We start from the raw sequence: 19,243 nt of genomic DNA, 5'->3' as shown, positions 1-19,243 counted from the left end.
CCTGACCCCCTCTCCTTTGGGAGAGGGGGCACCGGAATCGGGCTTAGAGTAGCGCGGACTCTGTAGTCCGCGTCCCCGCGCCATTCGGGTATCGCCCAGGTTTCCGACGGGGACGCGGACTGCAGAGTCCGCGCTACAATTTTCAGGCTCCCCTTTCCCTAATGAGAGGTGCGGGGGTGAGGTTCTGCGGTTTTCGGATAAATACTAAGATTCCACCGGGGGCAGGCGGGCCAGCACCTCGGCCGCGCTGTGTTTATCGGGTACCGGCGCATCGCTCACAATCCGGCCGTCGCGGAAAATGATGATGCGGTCGGCAAAAGCGGCGATGTCTTTTTCGTGGGTCACGAGCACCACCGTAATGCCGCGCTCGGAGTTTAGGCGCTGCAAAATGGCCATTACCTCCACGCTGGTGCGCGTGTCGAGGTTGCCGGTGGGCTCATCGGCCAGAATCAGCACCGGGTCGTTGATGAGGGCGCGGGCAATGGCCACGCGCTGCTGCTGCCCGCCTGAGAGCTGATGCGGCAGCGCCGCCTCCCGGCCCGCCAGCCCCACAGCGGCCAGTGCGGCCCGCACCCGCTCCCGCCGCTCGGGCACGGCCATGCTGCCGGCGTAGAGCAGGGGCAGCTCCACGTTGTCGTAAGCTGAGGTGCCGGGCAGCAGGTTATAGCCCTGGAACACAAAGCCGAGCTGGCGGTTGCGCAGGCTGGCCAGCTCGTCGCGGCTCAACTGGCCTACGTCCTGCCCCTGGAGCCAGTACTGCCCGCTGGTGGGCACATCCAGGCAGCCGAGGATGTTCATGAGCGTGCTTTTGCCCGAGCCGCTGGCACCCATGATGGCCAGCAGGCGGCCGGGAGGCATGTCTAGGTCGACCCCGCGCAGGGCGCGCACCACCACGTCGCCGGTCTGGTAGATTTTGGTGATGCCGCGCAATGACAGCAGCGGGCGTACGCCCCGGGGAGCTGATGAGCTGCCGGAGGCAGGCCCCTTGGGCTGCTCTGCCGCGAGCAGGTCGGGCTGGACAAAGGGCGCGGTGGTCGGCATGAGCTTGGGCTGAAGTTGGGCTGATTTACATTCCCGGACCGCGCCGGCCACCGGGCCCACCCCCGAAAATGCCGGCAGCAGGCTACCCGAATTTGGCTTGGGTGTGCCGCGGTCCTGGCCGGTGGCCACCAGGCGCCCGGCGCGCAAGGGGCCCTGCACCTGCGTTCGCAAGCCATCGGAAGCCCCCAAGCGCACCTGCACCGGCCGAAGTTCTTTGCCTTCTACCACCCACACGGTGGCCCCGCCCCTGGTCCGGGTTTGGCGCACTGGTGCCGGCTGGCCGGTCTTGCTGAAGTACTCCGCCGGGGGCGTGAAGCTGAGGGCCCCGGCCGGCACTGTGGGCGCCGCCGGGTAGCGGGCCGTGGCAATGGTCAGGTTGGCCGTCATGCCGGGTAGCAGGGCCCGGTCGGCGTTGGGCACCGCAATAATGACCGTATAGGTCACCACGCTCTGCAGGATAGTGGGTTGCAGCCGCACCTGCCGCACCTCGCCCCGGAACGTGCGGCCCGGGTAGGCATCGACCGTGAAGCTGGCCGGCTGCCCCACTTTCACCTGCCCGATATCCGCCTCGTCCACGGCGGCTTCTACCTGCATCTGGCTCAGGTCGGTGGCTATGGTGAACAGCGTGGGCGTGTTGAAGCTCGCGGCCACCGTCTGGCCCACGTCCACCTGCCGGTTGACCACTACGCCCGTAATGGGAGCCGTGATGGTGGCGTAGCCCAGGTTGATGCGGGCCCGGTCCTGCTGGGTTTGCGCCGAATGCTGGCTGGCCACGGCGGTCTGGTAGGCATTTCGGGCCAATTCGTATTCGGTGCGGGCGATAAAGCTTTTGGCGTACAGTGCTTGGGCCCGAACAAAATCGCGCTGGGTCTGCAGCGTTAGCACCCTGGCTTTTTCCAGGTTGGCGCTAGCGTCGCCCAGCGCCGCACGCAGGATGGTCTTGTCCAGCTCGGCCACTATCTGGCCTTTTCGCACCGGCGAATTGAAATCGGCGTAGATGGCCGAAATCACCCCCGATACCTGCGTGCCGACCGCGACGGTGCGCACGGCCGTAAGCGGCCCGGTGGCCGTGACGCTTCTTTCCAGCGGCGCCACGGCTACTGGCGTGGTGTACCAGGCCCAGGCGGCCGCTTGCGGGCGCAGCCAAAAATAGACGCCTGCGCCGGCGGCCACCAGCAGGCCCAGCACCAGCCACCACCCTTTCCGGCGCGGTTGGCGGGGCGCCGGTCCGGCCGGGGTCCCGGCCACTGCGGGTACCGGCGCCGGCGCCGCGGGCGCGGCAGCCGGTGGGGGCGACACCAAGGGGGAAGGATAGGCAGGGGCGGACATGAGCATTCAGAAGTTCCTGGCCGGGGCGATGTCGCCAGCGGCGGCTCCCCGTGCCCGGAAGGCTGCCGGTGCGCCGCCGGGTAGCAGCGTTTGAAATGAAAGTGTATTCAGCAGCGGCCGGGAGCTTTTTGCCAGCAAGCGCAGGACGGATTTTCCGGCCTGACGGACTTGCTTGCTGCTGTCATTTCCCAGCAGCCTGACAATAGTTTGCATGAGCGGACCGACCCCGTTGACCATCGGCTGGCTGATTGCCCTGGCGTACTTTTTATCGAGTTCACCCAGGTCGACCGGCAGGCCTTTGGCCAGCTTAGACTTTGATTGATGCTGCGCTTTTTTCATGGCCATTCAGAATTAACAGGATGCTATGAGGGCGCTAACGCGGCTACTTACCAACTCCTAGCCAGCCCCCTGACAACCAGGTTAAAAATAGGAGCGCGGACGCAGGAAGCACATGATTTACATCAGGAAATAGGGAGACTTTCATCGATGTTTAAGCAGCGATTGGGACGCGAATTGTTTCTGCGAACTCGAGCGCGGTCTACCCGCCCCGGGCCCTGAAAGGCTTGCCTGTCCTAAGCCCGCCAATGGAAAGTGGTCCTCCCCCGGTGCAGTGCCCAAAATCTTATCTTGACGGAGAAACCGTACTTGACGCTAATGCAACCCAGTGCCAGCCAGCGCTTCTGGTACTGAGGCCCGAGCTGCAGGATAGGTAGTGCAAATACCTCGAAAACGAGTATTCCCTAAGCAAAATGCTCCCTTGTTCTTCTGCCGAGGGTAGGACAGAGGTGCCTCCGACCAGCTCTTTGAGCTATTATAAATTCAGGTTCGTGCTACCTCTAACCGGGAAGGACAAGGTTATGAGTTGTAGCCGCATTCTCGGCCAGCCAACCCAGTGAGCGCCTACCAGCACATCGCTCGGCGACGGAACTCCAACGCGGCTGGTTCCTGCGAGCCGAATCTCGCGAGAAAGTCAGCTCAACGGGCTTTTTACCCGGGTTGAAGAGCGAGCAGTCCTTATCTGAGTGGCCCATTGGGCTCCGCAGCCACCACCGTTTGGCTCAACTAAGCGACCAATGGTTCGAGTAACTCCCTATCTACTGCGCCTACCTCAGCCCGAGGTAGACGCGAAACGTGGCCCCTTCGCCTACGCGGCTGTCCACTTCGATGTGGCCGCCGGTGGCCTGCACCAGCCGGTTGACGAGGTAGAGGCCCACTCCCGTGCCATCAACGTGGTTGTGGAAGCGGCGGAAGAGCTGAAACAGGTCGGGGCCGTGGGCCGCGGCGTCGAAGCCCAGGCCGTTGTCTTTCACCCACAGCACCGGCTGGCCGGCGTCGAGCCAAAGCGAAACGTGCACCCGGCCCGGCCGGGCCGGGTCGGCGTACTTAAACGCGTTGCTGAGCAAATTGAGCACGATGGTGCGCAGGCCGGCGCGCGGGTACGACACCACGGGCCGGGCCGCGACGTCGACGGTTACGCGGGCGCGGGCCGCACGCTGCTGGGGTTCAAGCACCTGCAGCACGTCGGCCACCAATTCCTCCAGGTCCAGGGCCTCGGCCTGGTCCAGCGCGGCTCCTTGCATCTGCCCGAGCGCCGAGAGGTCGTCGAGGGTGGCAGTGAGCTGGCGTAGGGTCTGCTCAATCAGGGGCACCAGGAGGCCTTCTTCGGCCGGGTCGGTGAAGGTGACGCCGCGCCGCAGGCTCGTCGAAGAGGCCGGCCAGGTTGAGCACGGGCAGTTTCAGGTCGTGGCTGGCGGCGTAGACGAAGCTGTCGAGGTCGGCGTTGGTGCGCATCAGGTGGGTGTTGCTCTCGCACAGGGCCGCGTTGGCCAGCTCCGTATCGACGTGGGCAACCCGCAGGGTGGCGTAGGCGGTGGCCAGCTCCTGCCCGAGTTTTTCGAGCACCTGGCGGGCCCGCACCTGCTCGCTCACGTCGGTGGCCACCACCGTGATGCCCGTGATTCGGCCGTCGGCGTCGGGCAGGGGCTGGTACACAAAGTTCCAGTACACGGTGTCGCGATGCCCGGCCCGGTCGAGCGTGGAGGGCAGCTCATTGGCTACGTACGGGACGCCCGTGGCCAGTACGCCGTTGAGCAATTCCTCAAAGCCCTGGCCGGCCGCCTCCGGCAGGGCCTCAAAAAGCGGCTTGCCCAGCACCTGCTCGGCCGTGCGGCCCCAAATGGCACACACGGCGGGGTTGGCCAGGCTCGATGACGTAGCGCGGGCCCCGGAAAATGGCCACGGCCACCTGCTCGCGCACCCGCACCTGCTCGCTCACGTCGAAGGCGCACACGGCCACGCCCACCACGGCGCCCTGTTCGCGGAAGGCCTGGTAGGTGAAATCGAAAAACCGCGTGCGCGGGCCGTGGGGGCCCTCGTCGACCAGGGGCATTTCCTGGCCGTGGTAGGGCAGGCCAGTGGCGTAGACCTGGTGCAGCAGCGCGAGGAAGCCCTGCGTATCGGTTTCGGGCAGGGCCTCGGCCAGCGGACGGCCCCGCAGCGCCCGGCCGGGGTAGAGGGCCTGGTAACTATGGTTGACGTATTCCATGCGCAGCTCGGGGCCGCGCAAGAGGCACACGGCGGCGGGCGTCTGGTCGAAGACGGCGGCGATGGTGGCGCGCTGCTGCTCGGCCTCGCGCAGGGCGGCCTGCAGCTGGCCGGTGCGTTCCCGCACGCGGGTTTCCAGTTGCCGGTTGAGCTGGCGCAGGGCCTGCTGGCTGAGGTGCAGCTCGGCGGCATGGGCCCGGATTTCGGCGTTGGCCGCTTTCAGGTCCGCGTTGGCCCGGGCCAGGTGCCGGTTGCTGTCGGTGAGCTGGTCGATGGTGGCGTCCAGCTCCGCGTTGGTCACGGACAGCTCCTCGTTGCTGGTGGCCAGCGCCTCGTTGGCCACCGCCAGCTGCTGGGCGGTCGCGGCGGGCCGGTCACCGGCGTCGTCGGCCGGCTGGCGGGCCCGCACGTGTTCGCTCACGTTGTAGGCAAACAGCAGCAGGCCCGTGATTTCCCCGTCCGGGTGTCGCGCAGGGACTGTGCAATGAAGGTAAAATGCACCGGCCCGCGCGGGTCGGGGCGGGTGGCGTCGCGGAAGACGACTTCCCCGGGGCCGTGGCAAATGGTGCCGGTGGCGTACACGCGGTCGAGCAGGGCGAAAAACGACTGGTCCCGCAATTCCGGAAGGGCGTCGCGCAAAGCCAGGCCCGCCAGGGTCCGTTCGCCGAACAGCTGCCGGAACAGCGGGTTGCTCACCGTGACGACGTGGCTGGGCCCGGACAGGCTAGCCAAACAGGCCGGCGCATCCTGCACCAACGCGTGCAGCCGTTGGCGGTGCGCCGCCGCGTCGGCGGCAGGCTGTGACAGGCCGGGAAAGGAAGGGTCGGGAATCGACACGGCAACAGGCACTTAAACGGCGGGCTAACTGAATTCCGGGGAAGGTACGCGTTTAACGAGCGGAAACGGCCCGGTCGGGTCGGGCAGAAGGCCGCGGCCCACGTGGGTGGCGCCCGGCTTCCTGCCTGACGCGCGGCTACTCGTATTCCTGCGCCTCCAGATGCGCGAGCGCCTGGTCGATGGTCAGGTTGCCGCGCACGAACTGGTCGAGCAGGAACCGTTCGTATGGTTTAGGCGCCAGCGCGGTGCCGTGCACCAGGTCCAGGCCCCGGGTGAGCAGCCGCTGACGGCCCGCCGCGGTAGCCGCCCCGGCGGGTTGTTGACTCAGCCAACGGGACAGGGACGCATGCATGGCTGAAAATAATCCGCAACTTAGAAAGCAACAAGCTGAAATACAGTGTTTTAACGCTAATCTAGGCCGCCGTCAGCCGTCTCGCCCATTATCCCACCACTCTGGGTGCTCATAGCCTACTTTACGCGGCCAGGTGCGGCAGTTTCTTTTGCCGGGTGCGGCAGCTTCTTTTCTGAAACTGCAGGTCCCCGCTGAGGGCTTCCTGTTGGAGGATGGAGTGGTGCACTATGCTGGCCCGATGGCCGCTTTCTTCGGCCTTACGGAAAAAGAGCGCCGCTACTCCTGGTTGCTGGGCGTCGGCAAAATGCTGGCCGAGGTTGCCGAGCAGTATTTTGGTTTCTTCCAGGCCCCGCATGGACTGGTAGAGCAGGCTTTCGACGGAGGCGGTGACTTCGCCTAGCAGGGAGCTCACAGTGTAGGCGTGGCCCGTGTGGCAGCGGTAGCGAATCAGCTTGCCTTCGAGCAGCTGCGTGAGCGCGCCGTGGCAATCCGGGCAGGTTAAGGGGTGAGCAGGCCCTTGTCGATAATACCGAGCTCGAAGCCCCCGCCCTGCTTGGCAATGGTTAGCTCAATTTTGAGCAGGTTGAGCTGGGCGGCGGGCAGGCGCGGCCTGGCGGGCGCCCGCTGCGTGGTGAGGCGCACCAACAGGCCGCCGAGCTCCGCCAGGGGCACCACGTGGTCGGCAGTCACGAATTCCAGGGCATTGGTGGGCATGGCCGGCTGCTCAGCGTCGTGGGGGTCCTGCACGATGGTGAGCCCGCCCATGCGCTGCACGCTCCAGAGCCCGGAGGTGCCGTCGTCGAGGTAGCCGGTGAGCACCACGCCAATCACGCGGGGCCCGTAGGTGTAGGCCGCCGAGCGGAATAGCGCGTCGATGGACGGCCGAAACCGGTTTTCCTTCGGGCCCCGCGTCACCAGCACCTGGTTGCCCTCGAGCAGCAGGTGATGGTCGGGCGGGGCCACGTAAATCGCGCCGGGCCTCACGATTTCGCCGTTTTGCGGGTGCCGGGCTTCCAGGGCCGAGGCCGAGCCGAGCAGCTGGGGCAGGATGCTCGGCGAATCCGCCCCAACGTGCTGCACGATGAAGACCGGGGCAGGAAAATCGGCCGGCAGGGTTTTGACCAGCGCCAGCAGGGCCGTCACACCCCGGAAGAGGCGCCGATGACGACGATGTCGCGGCGATGACGCGGCGGGGTTGGGCTAGGGTGTGTGGACAATTAGAGCAACCAGACGAGAGTAGCGGCGCAATGCGCGAAAGCGAGAAAGGAGGCGCCCGTTTTTTCATAGCGCGTGGCCAGGCGTCGGTACTGCTTGAGGCGGTTGAAGAAGCGCTCGACTTTGTTGCGGTCAGCGTAGAGGTTGCGGTCCAGCACCCGCGCCACGCGCCGGCTGCGCTTGCTGGGCACGACGAGGGCCGCGCCGGTTTGGGCGCAGCCGGCCACGAGGGCATCGGTGTCGTAGGCCTTGTCGGCCAGCACGGCCCCCACCGCCAATCCGGCCAGCAAGTCCGCGGCCACGGTGCAATCGGCCTGCTGTCCAGGCGTCAACCGCAAGCGCAGCGGGTTGCCCAGCGCGTCTACGACGACGTGGAGCTTGCTGGTGAACCCGCCGCGCGAACGGCCCAGCGCTTCGGCTAGGGCACTGCTTTTTTGCCCCGCGGCGTGCTGGTGGGCCCGCACGCTGGTGGAATCGAGCATGGCCCAGTCCAGGTCCGGGTCTTGTACGGCCTCGAATACGCGTTGCCAGACGCCTTTCTGCGCCCAGCGGCGGAAGCGGCGGTACGTGGAGTTCCACGGCCCGAACCGCTCGGGCAAATCGCGCCACGGCGCGCCGCTGCGGGCAATCCAGAGCACGGCGTTTAAAAACAAGCGGTTGTCTGCCGCCGAGCGGCCGGCATCGCCGGCTTTGCCCGGCAACAGGGGCGCTAATCGCGCCCAATCGGCATCTTTGAGTTCATAGCGTCGCACCACCCAAAGGTCGGCGATTGTCCACACACCCTAGTAGGAGCAGCCATTGCGTTTGGTTTCAGGAGAAGTGAACCAAGTAGGGTATACGCACTACGACAAGACTAGGGGACCCGATTAAGGTGCGTAATCAAAATCCTGGTATTCTGTGTGGTTGTCTAGTTGGGCTGAACAGAACAGTGTGGTATCCTGAGGTGGTGCAGCTGAGCCGGACACAATCGGGAGGTGGTTTGGAGCTGCGATTTGAAGTGGTTGGTGGCTTTATAGCCCAGGGCGGAAAGTCTTAATGCTGCGCTGAAAAGGTGATGCAGTGACTGGGCTTCCGTTTCTTTAAGCGAACGGAGCATGAGGCAAAGTAGTCCGTCGGGACAGTTCGTTCACAGAACACTCGTGGGGTGCCTGGCAGCAGTCGGCGGTCACCGAAGACGCTGGCCGAGCCGGAACAGACGCTTAAGCGCCAGGCTCCAGGCTCCGGGCTGCTAGCTGGCCTGAACATGTGCGGGGTGACCATGTTATGGTGCCGGTTTTCGTGGCGGCTACTTCGACGGGGCGCTGCTACGGAAACAATCCGATAATCACCCTTAATTCAACAAGCAGAAAACTGATGAAATCCACCTTCCTCTTCACAGCTGCTCTGGCTGCTTTTGCGATTCAGGCGCCGGCCCAAACGGCCACCCCTGCGGCCACCACGCCGCGCGCTACCGCCGACCAGATTACGACCAAAAAAGGTCCGCTCACGGTGCAGCCCATCACGCACGGCAGCGTGGTGTTTACCTGGAACGGCAAGACTATTTACGTGGACCCTACGGCGGCGCTGCCGCCTATGCCGGGCTGGCCGCCCCCGATATTATCCTCATCACCGACATTCACGGCGACCATCTGGACCCCAAGACGCTGGCGGGCCTCTCCCTCGGCAAGGCGCTGATGGTGGTGCCGAAAGCGGTGGCCGAGAAGCTGCCCGCCGAATACAAACCGCAGGTCCGCATCCTCAATAACGGCCAGCGGCTCGACACGCTGGGCCTGAGCGTGTCGGCCATTCCGATGTACAACCTGCCCGAAGCGGCCGACGCACCCCATACCAAAGGCCGAGGCAACGGCTACGTGCTGGGCCTGGGCGGCAAAAACGTGTACCTGTCCGGCGACACCGAAGACATCCCCGAAATGCGCGCCCTCAAGGGCATCGACGTGGCGTTTGTGTGCATGAACCTGCCCTACACCATGGACGTGAACCAGGCCGCGCAGGGCGTCTTGGCCTTCAAGCCGGGCATCGTGTACCCGTACCACTACCGCGGCCAGAACGGCCTGAGCGACGTGGACGGCTTCAAAAAACCGTGAACGCGGCCAACAAGAAAATCGACGTGCGCCTGCGCAACTGGTATCCGGCGGCCCAGTAAGGTGGCTCAACTACGCAGCACGTCCTGCCGAGCTTCTGGCTTAGCAGGACGTGCTGCTGTTTTAAGGCCAGCTCAGGATTATAGTGCGTTCATGCCAAATGCGGAAGCCCACAGGTTGGAGGAGAGGCAATTGCGGACCAGCGCCTGCAACATATCTCGCTAACTCACAGGCATTTGCTTAATACAAAAAGAGTTAAAGCGAGTTCGGCAATAGCCCCCGCCGTTTGGCTGAACCGGATTCAAGTTCTAAGGGCCGGCCCTTAGCTCCAGGCAAGCGGAATGGAGAAATTGGAAGTAGTGCGAAAGAAGAAAGTATAACGCCGGCATTGAAATCCGGCATAAGCCAGGAAGTCGGCTCAGCACAACGGTTGGGAAGGGTAGGAGAAACGAGCCACGGCCGGGCCTGGGCCCGAAGCAGAGAGGCCACGAAATTGCTGCTTCCGGTTTAATAGCCGACCTAAGGGCTTGGTGGTCAAAGCCCTCACTACACTCGCTACTAATAGAACATTTCTTGGGAGTTATAAGGACGTACTTTCGCTGTAAATCAGTTTTATAGCCAGCAGACGGCTCTGACTTAGATTGTGTTTAACCATGTTCTACCAGTCTTTTCCAGGTGAATTGGCTGGGTTTCCTGCGGTGGGCCCCGAGGTCCGCCGGCAAATACCCTTAAGTAGGGCCGCTACGGCCCACCCCATGAAGGAAAGCGAAAAGCGATACCGGCGCCTGATAGAAGCCAGCCAGGATTTGTTGGTGACGGTGAGCCTGCAGGGCCGCATCATCGACACGAATGAGGCCGCGGTGAAAATCACGGGCGTCGGCCGCGAAACCCTGATGGGCTCTGACTTCTTTCACTACTTCACCGAGCCGGAGCTGGTGCGGAAAGTGTACCAGGAGGTGGTAGCCAGCGGGGCCGTGAGCAACGTGCCCTTCTCGCTGCGCCACACCAACGGCACCCTCACGGAGGTGCTTTTCGACGGCTCGGTGTACAAAGGCGACGACGGCGAGCTGCTGGGCGCCGTCATCGTGGCCCGCGAAATCGCGGAGAAGAAGTGGGCCACCGAGCTGGGAATAGCCAACAAGGAACTCGCCTTCCAGCACCACGAAAAGGAAAAGCGGGCCGATGAGCTCAGCATTGCCAACGAGGAGCTCGCCTTCCAAAACGACGAAAAGGAAAAGCGCGCCCAAGAGCTGAGTGTGGCCAACGAAGAGCTGGCCTTCCAGAATGACGAGAAAGAGAAGCGCGCCCAGGAGCTGAGCATCGCCAACACCGAGCTTGCTTTTCAGAACGATGAGAAGGAGAAGCGCGCCCAGGAATTGAGCATCGCGAATACGGAGCTGGCCTTTCAAAACGATGAAAAGGAAAAGCGCGCGGCCGAGCTGAGCATCGCCAACAAGGAGCTGGCGTTCCAGAACGACGAAAAGGAAAAGCGGGCGCAGGAGCTGAGCATCGCCAACGAAGAGCTGGCGTTTCAGAACAACGAGAAGGAGAAACGGGCCGAGGAGCTGAGCATTGCCAACACGGAGCTGGCGTTCCAGAACGACGAGAAAGAGAAGCGCGCAGCCGAGCTCGGCATTGCCAATATTGAGCTGGCTTTCCAGAACGACGAGAAGGAGAAGCGCGCCGCCGAGCTGGTGCTGGCCAACAAGGAGCTGGCGTTTCAGAACGACGAGAAGGTGAAGCGGGCGGCGGAGCTGCGCATTGCCAACTACGCGCGGGGCCTGATTGAAGCCAGCCGCGACCCGCTGGTGACCATCAGCCCGGAAGGCAAAATCACGGACATGAACCAGGCCACCGTGAACATCACGGGCCTGGACCGCGAGCAGCTCAGCGGCTCCGACTTCTTCGTGTACTTCACCGACCCGCAGATGGCGCGCGAGGTGTACCAGGAAGTGTTTGCCAAGGGCACCGTGGCCGACTCGCCGCTTACCCTGCGCCACAAAGACGGCAAGCTCACCGACGTGCTGTTCAACGGCTCGGTGTACAAAAACGACGAGGGCGAGGTGCTGGGCGTAGTGGTGGTGGCGCGCGACGTAACCGACCAGAAGCGCATTGCCACCGAGCTCACCGAAGCCAAAATCGCGGCCGAGTGGCCACCGTGCTAGCCGAAGAAGCGCAGGCCAAAGCCGAGGACGCGGTTAAGGCCAAGCAGCAGTTTCTGAGCAACATGAGCCACGAAATTCGCACGCCCATGAACGCCATCATCGGCTTCACGAAGGTGGTGCTGAAAACCGAGCTCACCGACAAGCAGAAAGAGTACCTGACAGCCATCAAGCTGAGCGGCGACACACTGATTGTGCTCATCAACGACATTCTGGACCTGGCCAAGGTGGACGCGGGCAAGATGACCTTCGAGCAGATTCCCTTCAAGCTCTCGGCGTCGGTGACGGCCATGGTGCACCTGTTCGAAACCAAAATCCAGGAGAAAAACCTGGCCCTGGTGATGGACTACGACACCCGCATACCAGAGGTGCTGATGGGCGACCCCGTGCGCCTGCACCAGATTATTCTGAACCTGGTGAGCAACGCCGTTAAATTTACCAGCGAGGGCAAAATCACCGTGGGCGTGCGCCTGCTGGTGCAGGATAAGGAGAAAGTCATCCTGGAGTTTGCCGTGACGGATACCGGCATCGGCATCGAAGAGGCGAAGCTGGACACCGTGTTCGACAATTTCCAGCAAGCCACCAGCGGCACCAGCCGCCTGTACGGCGGCACGGGCCTGGGCCTCGCCATCGTGAAGAACCTAGTGGAGCCGCAGGGCGGCACGGTGAACGTGCGCAGCCGGGTGGGGGAGGGCTCCACGTTCAGCTTCATTCTGAGCTTTCCGAAAACCAGCGAAAAAGCCGCCGCCGACCTGGGCCTGCACATCGACCTGGAAGCGGGCTTCAAAAACGTGAAGGTGCTGGTGGTGGAAGACATTGCCCTGAACCAGCTGCTGATGAAAACGCTGCTCGAAGACTTTGGCTTTGACATGGAGGTGGCCGGCAACGGGCAAATTGCCCTGGAGAAGCTGCGCACCACCGCCTACGACATCGTGCTGATGGACCTGCAGATGCCGGTGATGAACGGCTTTGAGGCCACCGAATACATCCGGAAGGAGCTCAAGCTGAAGGTGCCCATCATTGCCCTCACGGCCGACGTGACCACCGTGGACGTGGACAAATGCAAGGCCGTGGGCATGAACGACTACATCTCCAAACCCATCGACGACAAGCTGCTTTACAGCAAAATCATCAAGTACGTGAAGCTGGCGGGCAGCGACTCGCTCCCCTCCGACGGGCCGGAGGACAGCCCCCAGCCCCCGGCCTTTACCTGCGTGAACTTCGACTACCTGAAGCGCATCACCAAGAGCGAAGCCCGGATGGCCGAAATGATTCGCCTGTACCTGCAGGAGATTCCGCAGGCTGGTGCAGACCATGAAAAAGAGCATAGGCGAGCGCAACTGGGTGGCGCTGAAAATGGCGACCCATTCCATCATCCCCACCTTTGCCACCATGGGCATCGACCCGCAGTACGAGGACATCGCCAAAGCCATCCAGGCCCTGGCCGTGATGCTCATCCTGAAGGACACCGGCGACTGGGCCAGCGACGAAAACATGGCCCGCATCCACACGCTGTTTGCAAAAATCGAAACCGTGTGTGCCCTGGCCGCCCGCGAGCTGGAGGAGAAGCTGGTGCTCCTCACGCAAACCTTACCGGCAGCGCGCTAGCCCGGTTAGCTCAAGGCCGGCTGTTCGTCCCGCCCGGCAGTTTCAGGGTCCGAGTATAGCCAGCCCAGTAGCGCGGACTTTGTAGTCCGCGTCCCCGCGCCGCTTGGGCATCGTTCAGGTTTCCGCCGGGGACGCGGACTACAAAGTCCGCGCTACTGTACAGCAGCTCCCAAACCGCTCTATGCAACGCAATTGCTGGTAGCGGTTGTTGAGCTGTTAAAGGAAGATTCACCGCAACCCCAGCGCGTGTTTGGGAATTTGATTTTCGGGTCGTGCGGCGCCAGATAAAGCAGGACGCAAACGCAAGCCGCATAATATCCCAAAGACGGCCTTGGCCCGACCCGAAGGCCTTTTTTAGCATGCGGCCACTCTTTTCAGCCGTGCTCTTTTACGTCAGTCTGCTTATGACTTTCCGGTCACGAGTTGAGCCACCGCACGAGCTTTCCCTCCCGAAACCCTTATTCCTCGTATGCAGCCATTAAGTGGGAAGGCGTTTTAGTTAGCGTACCATACTGCTCTGCTTCACTTTCCGCATCTGATGTCATTACCTCCCGCTTCCGAATCCGACCAGTCCTCGCTGGCTGTCGAAAACCACGCGCTGCGGGAAGAGGTCCGCTCCCTGCACGCCGCCCGCCAGGAAGCGCGCGTGCTGGCGGACTCCACGACGCGGCGCGACCGCGACCAGGTACGGTTTCAGGCCGTGTTTGAACATTCGCCGCTGGGCCACAAAATCATCGGCCCCGACCTGACCATCCGCCAGGCCAACCCTGCCGTGGCCGCTTTGCTCGGCCTGGATTCGCCCGCCGAGCTGCTGGGACGATGCATCCGCGAGTTTTCCCACCCGGCCCACCACGACGACTGGGCGGCGCTGCAGCAGGCCTTGTGGAAGCACCGCATGCCGTTCTTCACGCTGGAAACCCGCCTGCTGCGCGCCGATGGCGCCGACCTGTGGTGCCGCGTGACGTCCGTGCTCATCCCCGACGAGGTCGGTGAGCTGGGCTTCAGCACGCTGGAGGACATCACGGCGCGCAAGCGCCTGGAGGAGCGGGTGCAGACCCACGCCGACGCGCAGTACAACGAGCCTGGCCGTGCTGAACGAAGAGCTGAGCGTAACCAACGAAGAGCTGCTCGGCACCAACGCCGACCTTTCGCTGGTCAACGCCGAGCCTCGACACCTTCCTCTACGCCGCTTCCCACGACCTGCGCACGCCCATCACCAACCTGCAGGGCCTGCTCGACGCCCTGGCCGACCAGCTGCCCGCCCAGGACCCGGAGGGCGGGGTGGCGCCCCTAATGGCCATGATGCAGGCCTCGGTGGCGCGCTTCGGCGCCTCGCTCGAGCGCCTGGCCGACTTCGGCACCGCGCGGCAGGACGCGGCGAGTAGCCGCGAACGGGTTGCCCTGGCCGCAGCCCTGGAAGCGGTGCGCGAAGAAGTGGCGCCCTTGCTGGCGGCCACGGGCGGGCGGCTGGACGTGGACCTGGCGGGCGACCCGCACCTGTGGGTTTCGCCCCCGCACCTGCACTCGGCACTGCTCAACCTGGTGAGCAATGCCCTGAAGTACCGCCACCCCGACCGCGCCCCGGTGGTGCGCGTGCGCGGCTACCGCGACGCCACCCGCGTGGTGGTGACCGTGCAGGACAACGGCCGGGGGCTGACCGAGGCCCAGCAGGGCCAGCTTTTGGCTTGTTCCGGCGGTTCCACGCCGACGTGGAGGGCACCGGCGTGGGCCTGTACCTGGTAAAGAAAATCATGACCAACGCCGGCGGCACCGTGGCGGTGGAGAGCCAGCCCGGCCATGGCACCAAGTTTACTTTGGTGTTTGCCGCCTAATCCAGACTTGCCGCGACTGCGGCCGGTATGCCAGCGCTGGCGGTGCGGCGACATCGGTGTACGGCCGGGCAGTAGCGCGGACTTTTAGTCCGCGAGTCCGAAGCGTCACGTGCATCGCGGACTAAAAGTCCGAGCTACTGTACACCGACTCCGGAATTGCTCTAGCCCCGTTCCTGGCATTGCTCCTGGCTCAGGAAGCTGCTCATTTCGGCCAGGCGGCGCTCTACCTGGGCCAGCAGGTCGGCCGGCACCGGAACCTGGACGCCGTGGCGCGTGAAGAGGTAGCGCACCAGGGCAGTAAGCTCGCGCAGCTCGGACTGCAGGTGGGCGCGCAGCTGCTCCCAGCGCGCCGCATCGGCCGAAGCGGGCGCCAGGCAGATGAGGCGCACGGCAATGGCCTGGCTGACTAGCGCGGCCAGGTGGTCGAGGACTTGCCGCTCGGCGTCGCTGAAGGTGCGGGCCTGGCGGTCGATGACGCAGAGTGTGCCCAGGGGGCGCTGGTCGGGCAGGCGCAGCAGGGCTCCGGCGTAAAAGCGCAGGCTCGTTGTCGAGAGCGGCCTGGAGGGCCTCGGGGGCAGGGTGGCGCTGGTTTCCACGGCGAGGTCATGGTACACCACGGCGTGCGCCTTCTCGATGGCCGTGGCGCACAGCGCCTCCACGCGGGGCTGGCGGTCGTTGCCGGGCATGCCGTGGTTGGCGGGGTAGAGCACCTCGTCTTCTTCGACCACGGCGATGAGGGAGATGGGCAGGCTGAAAACCTGGGCCGTAAGGGCCACGAACTCATCGAACAGGGGCTCGATAAGCGTCGGCAACACGTCGTGGGCCCGCAGGCTGCGCAGGCGTTCAGATTCGTTGTCGGGCAACAAGGAAGCGGGAGTCTTGGGCATGGGCAAAAGCGGAAAAAGGCACGGCGCGGCGCCGGCAGGCATCGGTTCGGCAAGCATCCAGCGGAAGGCCAAGCCACTACCTTCAGCGAACCGTTGAACGGTGAGGGTAGTGCCTTTTCCACCCGGCTGGCAGCCTGGAAGCGAGGGCGCGAGTTGAGCCACCACGCCTTGCACCGGGTACCTGCCAACGCCGGCGCCTCTGGTGTATGGTGATATACTGAGCTCGCCGGGGTTAAGGAATACGAGCGTCGTGCTTGAAAGGCTATTGCAGCTGTAAAGAAACGAGCGGACCAGATGGTCCGCTCGGGTTGCGTTTGGTAGTAGCAGGAGCAGGAGCGCGGCGCCAGCGGTGTGCAAACGCCAACGCCACGCGGCAGCGCGGGGCTTTACACAGCGCGGGCCCTCGCCCGGGCCTTGGGCGCGGCGCCAAGCACGGGGGCGCTGAGCTGCTGGTAGAGGCCGAAGAGAAACTCCAGCCGGGCCAGGCTCGGAGGGGAAGGGCTGGGGGCGGTAGCAGCGGTCGACGGCGCGGTCGAGGGTGGCGTGGGCGCGGGCCAGGGCCGGGGGCATGGTGGTGGGGTCGTAGAGGGCAGCGAGGCTTTCGCCGGGGAAGGCGGCGCGGGCGGCCAGCACGGCCTCGGCCGCTTCGGTCACGGCCTGGCGCTGGGCCTCGGTTGGCGCGGGCGGGAAGGGGTAGTTGTTGTAGACGATACCCGCTGAATAACTGTAGTCACTTTTCAGTCGGCCGCCGACCTGACGCATCCAACTCATGTGCATGGTCGAGGTGAGTACGCCAAACAAGTAAGGCGAAGCATCTGGCACTAGCCGTAGCTTGTTGCTCGCAATTACATCGGTGCCCAAAAATCCTATGGGAATGTAAGGTCGCCGTTCCGACGAAACTTCGGGAATGGCGAGGTAGGGCCCGGTTGGAATAAATTCAACATGAAACCGCGTGGGCGTGGCGGCGAGCTTCTGCGTCGGCAGACTTTTACTGGCTGCGCGTGAGCGGCGCACGGCTTCAATCAGTTTCCTTGATTCAGGCAGTTTGCTCAATTCGCTTGGCGAAGCATCGCCCAACCACAAGCACCAGCGTTCCGTGCCATTGATGTATTCCTCTCCACCCAACCAACGCTTGAAGAATGGGGCCGCGTCGGGTTCAAGTGCTAAAAACTCGGCCTTGCGCTCGGGAGTAAAGAGGTAGTTGCCATCGTCAATCGGCTTGTTGCCGGATACCATAGCAGGCACAGAATTCAACGGTGTTGAACGACTGTAAATCAATACTTCTGGCCCATCCACTAAGTAAGGATTAATGACTTTGGCCGGCACTTGTTGAGGGGCGCTTCGCGGCGTGGCGTAGTCGAACAAGCGCGGGGCCGCCAGCTTCTCGGCACCGTAGCCGATGATGACGCAGTACACGGCGGCGTTGCCGCGGGCCTCGTTGCTCCAGCGGAAAGTGCGGTGGGCAAACTGAATGTGACAGTGGTAGCGGTTCAGGATTTCGCCCCACAGCAAGCCCACCTGCTCGCCTTGCGTGACGGAATTGGTGGACACAAACGCCACGCGGGTAGTTGAGCTGTGCTGCACGTATTGCGCGCCTTTCAGGTACCAGGCGGCCACGAAATCGAGCACGCCGGCCCCTTTGAGGCCTGAACCGGCCACGGCCAGCAAGTCCTGCCGCTGGCCTTCGCCCATGAGCTTGGAGCCCACAAACGGCGGGTTGCCCACGATGTAGTCCAGCTTCGGAAACTCGGTTTCCCATTCCACGCGCAGGGCGTTGTCGTTGAGGATGCGGGCGCCGCCGGTGAGGGGCAGGCGCACGTAGCGCTGGTCGAAGCGGGCCGACAGGGCCAGGTTGAGCCTGGTGGTCCATGAGCCAGAGGGCCACTTCGGCGATGCGGGCGGCAAACTCCTCCACCTCGATGCCACCGACCTGGCTGACGCTCACCTGCTGGTAGAGGGCCAGGTTGATGCTTACGCCGCCGGCCGCGCCCCGGGCGTGGAGGCGGTCGAGGATTTCGTGCTCGAGCAGGCGCAGCTCGCGGTAGGCCACCACCAGGAAGTTGCCGCAGCCGCAGGCCGGGTCGAGCAGGCGCAGGCCCGCAATGCGCTGCTGCAGGCGCGTGAGGGCCGGGCGCGAGGTGGCGGCCTGAGCCAGCTCCTGGCGCAGGCCATCGAGCAGCAGCGGGTCGAGCACCTTCAGGATGTTGGGCTCGGAGGTGTAGTGGGCGCCGAGGGTGCGCCGCTGCTTGGGGTCGGCGATGCTCTGAAACAGCGAGCCGAACACGGCCGGCGAGATGCGCGACCAGTCGAAGTAGGTGCAGCGCACCAGCCGGGCCCGCGTGCTCTCGGTGAATACCGGAGGCCGGAAGTTCTCGCGGAACAGGGCGCCATTCACGTACGGGAAGCTGGCCAGGTGGGGCGCCAGGGCGCGGGGCCGCTCGGCGGGCGGCGTGTCGAGCACCCCAAACAGCTCCAGCAGCTTGGCGCCGAGGTCGTGGCCGTCGGGGGCGGTGTGCTCTTCGAGGAAGGCCCGGAATTCGTCTTTGTCGAAAATGGCGGTGTCTTCGGCAAACAGGCAGAAGAGCAGGCGGGTGAGCAGCACTTCGAGCGGGTGGCCGTGGTAGCCGTCGGCCAGCAGCGCGTCGTGAAGTTGAGCCATCAGGCTCGGCGGCTTCGGCGTTGGCGGGGTCTTCGGGGCGCTGCTGGCCGGCGGGGCGGTAGCCGGTGAGGAAGCCAAAGAGGTGCAGGCGCTCGGGCAGCTCGGCCAGGGCAAAATCGTGGCGCTCGCCGCTGTCCAGGTCGTGGAGGCGGAAGCGGCCGAAGTCGGACACGAGCAGGTGGCGGGGCAGCTCGTGGGCGGGCAGGTTGGGCAGGTAGTCGAGGGCCTGCTGGTAGGCCTCGTCGAGGTTGCGGCCCCGGGACTTTTGCTCCACCAGCAGCGTGCCGGGCCAGAACACGTCGATGTAGCCCTGCGAGCCGTCCTGCTTCTTCACGCGCACCTCGAAGCGGGCGCGGCGCCGGGCCTGGGGCGTGAAGACGTCGAGGAAGTCGCGCCAGAAGTCCTGGCTTTGGGATTTTTCGTCGTGGGTGTCGGTGTGCTGGCGGGCGAAGTCGGCGGCGCGGTGGCGCAGCTCGGCAAGAGAGAAGGGCATGCGGGCGAAGGTAGGGGGAAGGGCGAAGCGGCCGGGCAAGTTATGGTTAACCCGCCGACTAATTTGTACTGGTTGGTTGCGGCTGGTGGGCAGTAGCGCGGACTCTGTGAGTCCGCGTGTCGTTCGCGCGGACTCACAGAGTCCGCGCTACTGCCCACCAGCCCTGACGCCTAATTGGCGCCGGCCGGGAAAAGAACGTATAG

General features: G+C 64.2%; 16 protein-coding genes and 3 pseudogenes. 6 read left to right on the top strand and 13 right to left on the bottom strand.

The features are described 5' to 3' along the window. Positions 1–204: 204 nt before the first annotated feature. The 10 genes from ACFQT0_RS30025 to ACFQT0_RS29980 all read right to left on the bottom strand — a co-directional run bounded on the left by ACFQT0_RS30025 (position 205) and on the right by ACFQT0_RS29980 (position 8,070). On the bottom strand, positions 205–2,370 hold the full coding sequence (locus tag ACFQT0_RS30025; RefSeq protein ID WP_380207106.1) for an efflux RND transporter periplasmic adaptor subunit: 2,166 nt from the start codon (positions 2,368–2,370) through the stop codon (positions 205–207). 6 nt (positions 2,371–2,376) lie between these two features. Further along, positions 2,377–2,709 carry a hypothetical protein gene (locus ACFQT0_RS30020; protein WP_380207104.1) on the bottom strand — a complete coding sequence of 111 codons (333 nt, stop codon included), beginning with the start codon at positions 2,707–2,709 and terminating at the stop codon, positions 2,377–2,379. Between the two features lie 764 nt (positions 2,710–3,473). Beyond that, on the bottom strand, positions 3,474–4,019 hold the full coding sequence (locus ACFQT0_RS30015) for a sensor histidine kinase (RefSeq protein ID WP_380207102.1): 546 nt from the start codon (positions 4,017–4,019) through the stop codon (positions 3,474–3,476). Beyond that, positions 4,006–4,557, bottom strand: coding sequence for a PAS domain-containing protein (locus ACFQT0_RS30010; protein ID WP_380207100.1), 552 nt, complete (start codon positions 4,555–4,557; stop codon positions 4,006–4,008). Before ACFQT0_RS30010 ends, ACFQT0_RS30015 begins: the two co-directional genes overlap by 14 nt. Next, positions 4,502–5,335 (bottom strand): PAS domain-containing protein, encoded by an 834-nt coding sequence (locus ACFQT0_RS30005; protein WP_380207098.1) that lies wholly within the window; start codon positions 5,333–5,335, stop codon positions 4,502–4,504. Before ACFQT0_RS30005 ends, ACFQT0_RS30010 begins: the two co-directional genes overlap by 56 nt. Then, positions 5,332–5,751: a hypothetical protein gene (locus ACFQT0_RS30000; protein ID WP_380207096.1), complete on the bottom strand. Its 420-nt coding sequence runs from the start codon at positions 5,749–5,751 to the stop codon at positions 5,332–5,334. Before ACFQT0_RS30000 ends, ACFQT0_RS30005 begins: the two co-directional genes overlap by 4 nt. Positions 5,752–5,887: 136 nt before the next feature. Then, a complete protein-coding gene (locus ACFQT0_RS29995) occupies positions 5,888–6,103 on the bottom strand; it encodes a hypothetical protein (protein ID WP_380207094.1) in 216 nt (71 codons plus the stop codon). A 121-nt stretch (positions 6,104–6,224) separates the two neighbouring features. Continuing rightward, complete coding sequence (locus ACFQT0_RS29990; protein WP_380207092.1) at positions 6,225–6,515, bottom strand: hypothetical protein; 291 nt, start codon at positions 6,513–6,515, stop codon at positions 6,225–6,227. An 86-nt stretch (positions 6,516–6,601) separates the two neighbouring features. Continuing rightward, positions 6,602–7,246 carry a chemotaxis protein CheB gene (locus tag ACFQT0_RS29985; protein WP_380207091.1) on the bottom strand — a complete coding sequence of 215 codons (645 nt, stop codon included), beginning with the start codon at positions 7,244–7,246 and terminating at the stop codon, positions 6,602–6,604. Between the two features lie 74 nt (positions 7,247–7,320). Then, positions 7,321–8,070, bottom strand: a complete 750-nt coding sequence (locus ACFQT0_RS29980) for an IS5 family transposase (RefSeq protein WP_380200245.1) — start codon at positions 8,068–8,070, stop codon at positions 7,321–7,323. Positions 8,071–8,671: 601 nt separating this feature from the next. On the opposite strand from ACFQT0_RS29980, the pseudogene ACFQT0_RS29975 reads away from it, so the two are divergent. The 6 genes and pseudogenes from ACFQT0_RS29975 (at position 8,672) to ACFQT0_RS29950 (ending at position 15,001) form a co-directional block, all read left to right on the top strand. After that, positions 8,672–9,461 (top strand): annotated as a pseudogene (locus tag ACFQT0_RS29975) (MBL fold metallo-hydrolase). Positions 9,462–10,154: 693 nt separating this feature from the next. Next, positions 10,155–11,564 carry a PAS domain S-box protein gene (locus ACFQT0_RS29970; protein WP_380207089.1) on the top strand — a complete coding sequence of 470 codons (1,410 nt, stop codon included), beginning with the start codon at positions 10,155–10,157 and terminating at the stop codon, positions 11,562–11,564. Further along, positions 11,549–13,228 carry an ATP-binding protein gene (locus tag ACFQT0_RS29965; RefSeq protein WP_380207088.1) on the top strand — a complete coding sequence of 560 codons (1,680 nt, stop codon included), beginning with the start codon at positions 11,549–11,551 and terminating at the stop codon, positions 13,226–13,228. The genes ACFQT0_RS29970 and ACFQT0_RS29965 overlap by 16 nt, the downstream gene beginning before the upstream one ends. A 479-nt stretch (positions 13,229–13,707) precedes the next feature. Then, positions 13,708–14,463 carry a PAS domain S-box protein gene (locus ACFQT0_RS29960; protein ID WP_380207086.1) on the top strand — a complete coding sequence of 252 codons (756 nt, stop codon included), beginning with the start codon at positions 13,708–13,710 and terminating at the stop codon, positions 14,461–14,463. After that, complete coding sequence (locus tag ACFQT0_RS29955) at positions 14,370–14,912, top strand: sensor histidine kinase (RefSeq protein WP_380207328.1); 543 nt, start codon at positions 14,370–14,372, stop codon at positions 14,910–14,912. The genes ACFQT0_RS29960 and ACFQT0_RS29955 overlap by 94 nt, the downstream gene beginning before the upstream one ends. Continuing rightward, the gene (locus ACFQT0_RS29950; protein WP_380207084.1) at positions 14,894–15,001 is read left to right on the top strand and encodes an ATP-binding protein; all 108 of its coding nucleotides are present in this window, start codon (positions 14,894–14,896) and stop codon (positions 14,999–15,001) included. Before ACFQT0_RS29955 ends, ACFQT0_RS29950 begins: the two co-directional genes overlap by 19 nt. A gap of 161 nt (positions 15,002–15,162) precedes the next feature. On the opposite strand, the gene ACFQT0_RS29945 is transcribed toward ACFQT0_RS29950, so the two are convergent. The 3 genes and pseudogenes from ACFQT0_RS29945 to ACFQT0_RS29935 form a co-directional block, all read right to left on the bottom strand. Beyond that, the gene (locus ACFQT0_RS29945) at positions 15,163–17,706 is read right to left on the bottom strand and encodes a type IIL restriction-modification enzyme MmeI (RefSeq protein WP_380207082.1); all 2,544 of its coding nucleotides are present in this window, start codon (positions 17,704–17,706) and stop codon (positions 15,163–15,165) included. 49 nt (positions 17,707–17,755) lie between these two features. Continuing rightward, positions 17,756–18,547 (bottom strand): annotated as a pseudogene (locus ACFQT0_RS29940) (DNA methyltransferase); the annotation flags it as partial. 64 nt (positions 18,548–18,611) lie between these two features. Continuing rightward, positions 18,612–19,040, bottom strand: a pseudogene (locus ACFQT0_RS29935) (type IIL restriction-modification enzyme MmeI); the annotation flags it as partial. Between the last annotated feature and the right edge of the window lie 203 nt (positions 19,041–19,243).

Origin of the sequence: Hymenobacter humi (genome assembly GCF_042665855.1) — a bacterium.
In the GTDB taxonomy this organism is placed as follows: domain Bacteria; phylum Bacteroidota; class Bacteroidia; order Cytophagales; family Hymenobacteraceae; genus Hymenobacter; species Hymenobacter humi.
The sequence above is the reverse complement of the archived record's forward strand: the minus strand, read 5'-3'. Positions and strand labels throughout refer to the sequence as shown.

Bases quoted from the DNA above. Each gene is read 5' to 3' on its own strand.
- ACFQT0_RS30025 (WP_380207106.1), bottom strand. From the start codon at position 2,370: ATGTCCGCCCCTGCCTATCCTTCCCCCTTGGTGTCGCCCCCACCGGCT.
- ACFQT0_RS29970 (WP_380207089.1), top strand. From the start codon at position 10,155: ATGAAGGAAAGCGAAAAGCGATACCGGCGCCTGATAGAAGCCAGCCAG.
- ACFQT0_RS30020 (WP_380207104.1), bottom strand. From the start codon at position 2,709: ATGAAAAAAGCGCAGCATCAATCAAAGTCTAAGCTGGCCAAAGGCCTG.
- ACFQT0_RS29960 (WP_380207086.1), top strand. From the start codon at position 13,708: ATGTCATTACCTCCCGCTTCCGAATCCGACCAGTCCTCGCTGGCTGTC.
- ACFQT0_RS29995 (WP_380207094.1), bottom strand. From the start codon at position 6,103: ATGCATGCGTCCCTGTCCCGTTGGCTGAGTCAACAACCCGCCGGGGCG.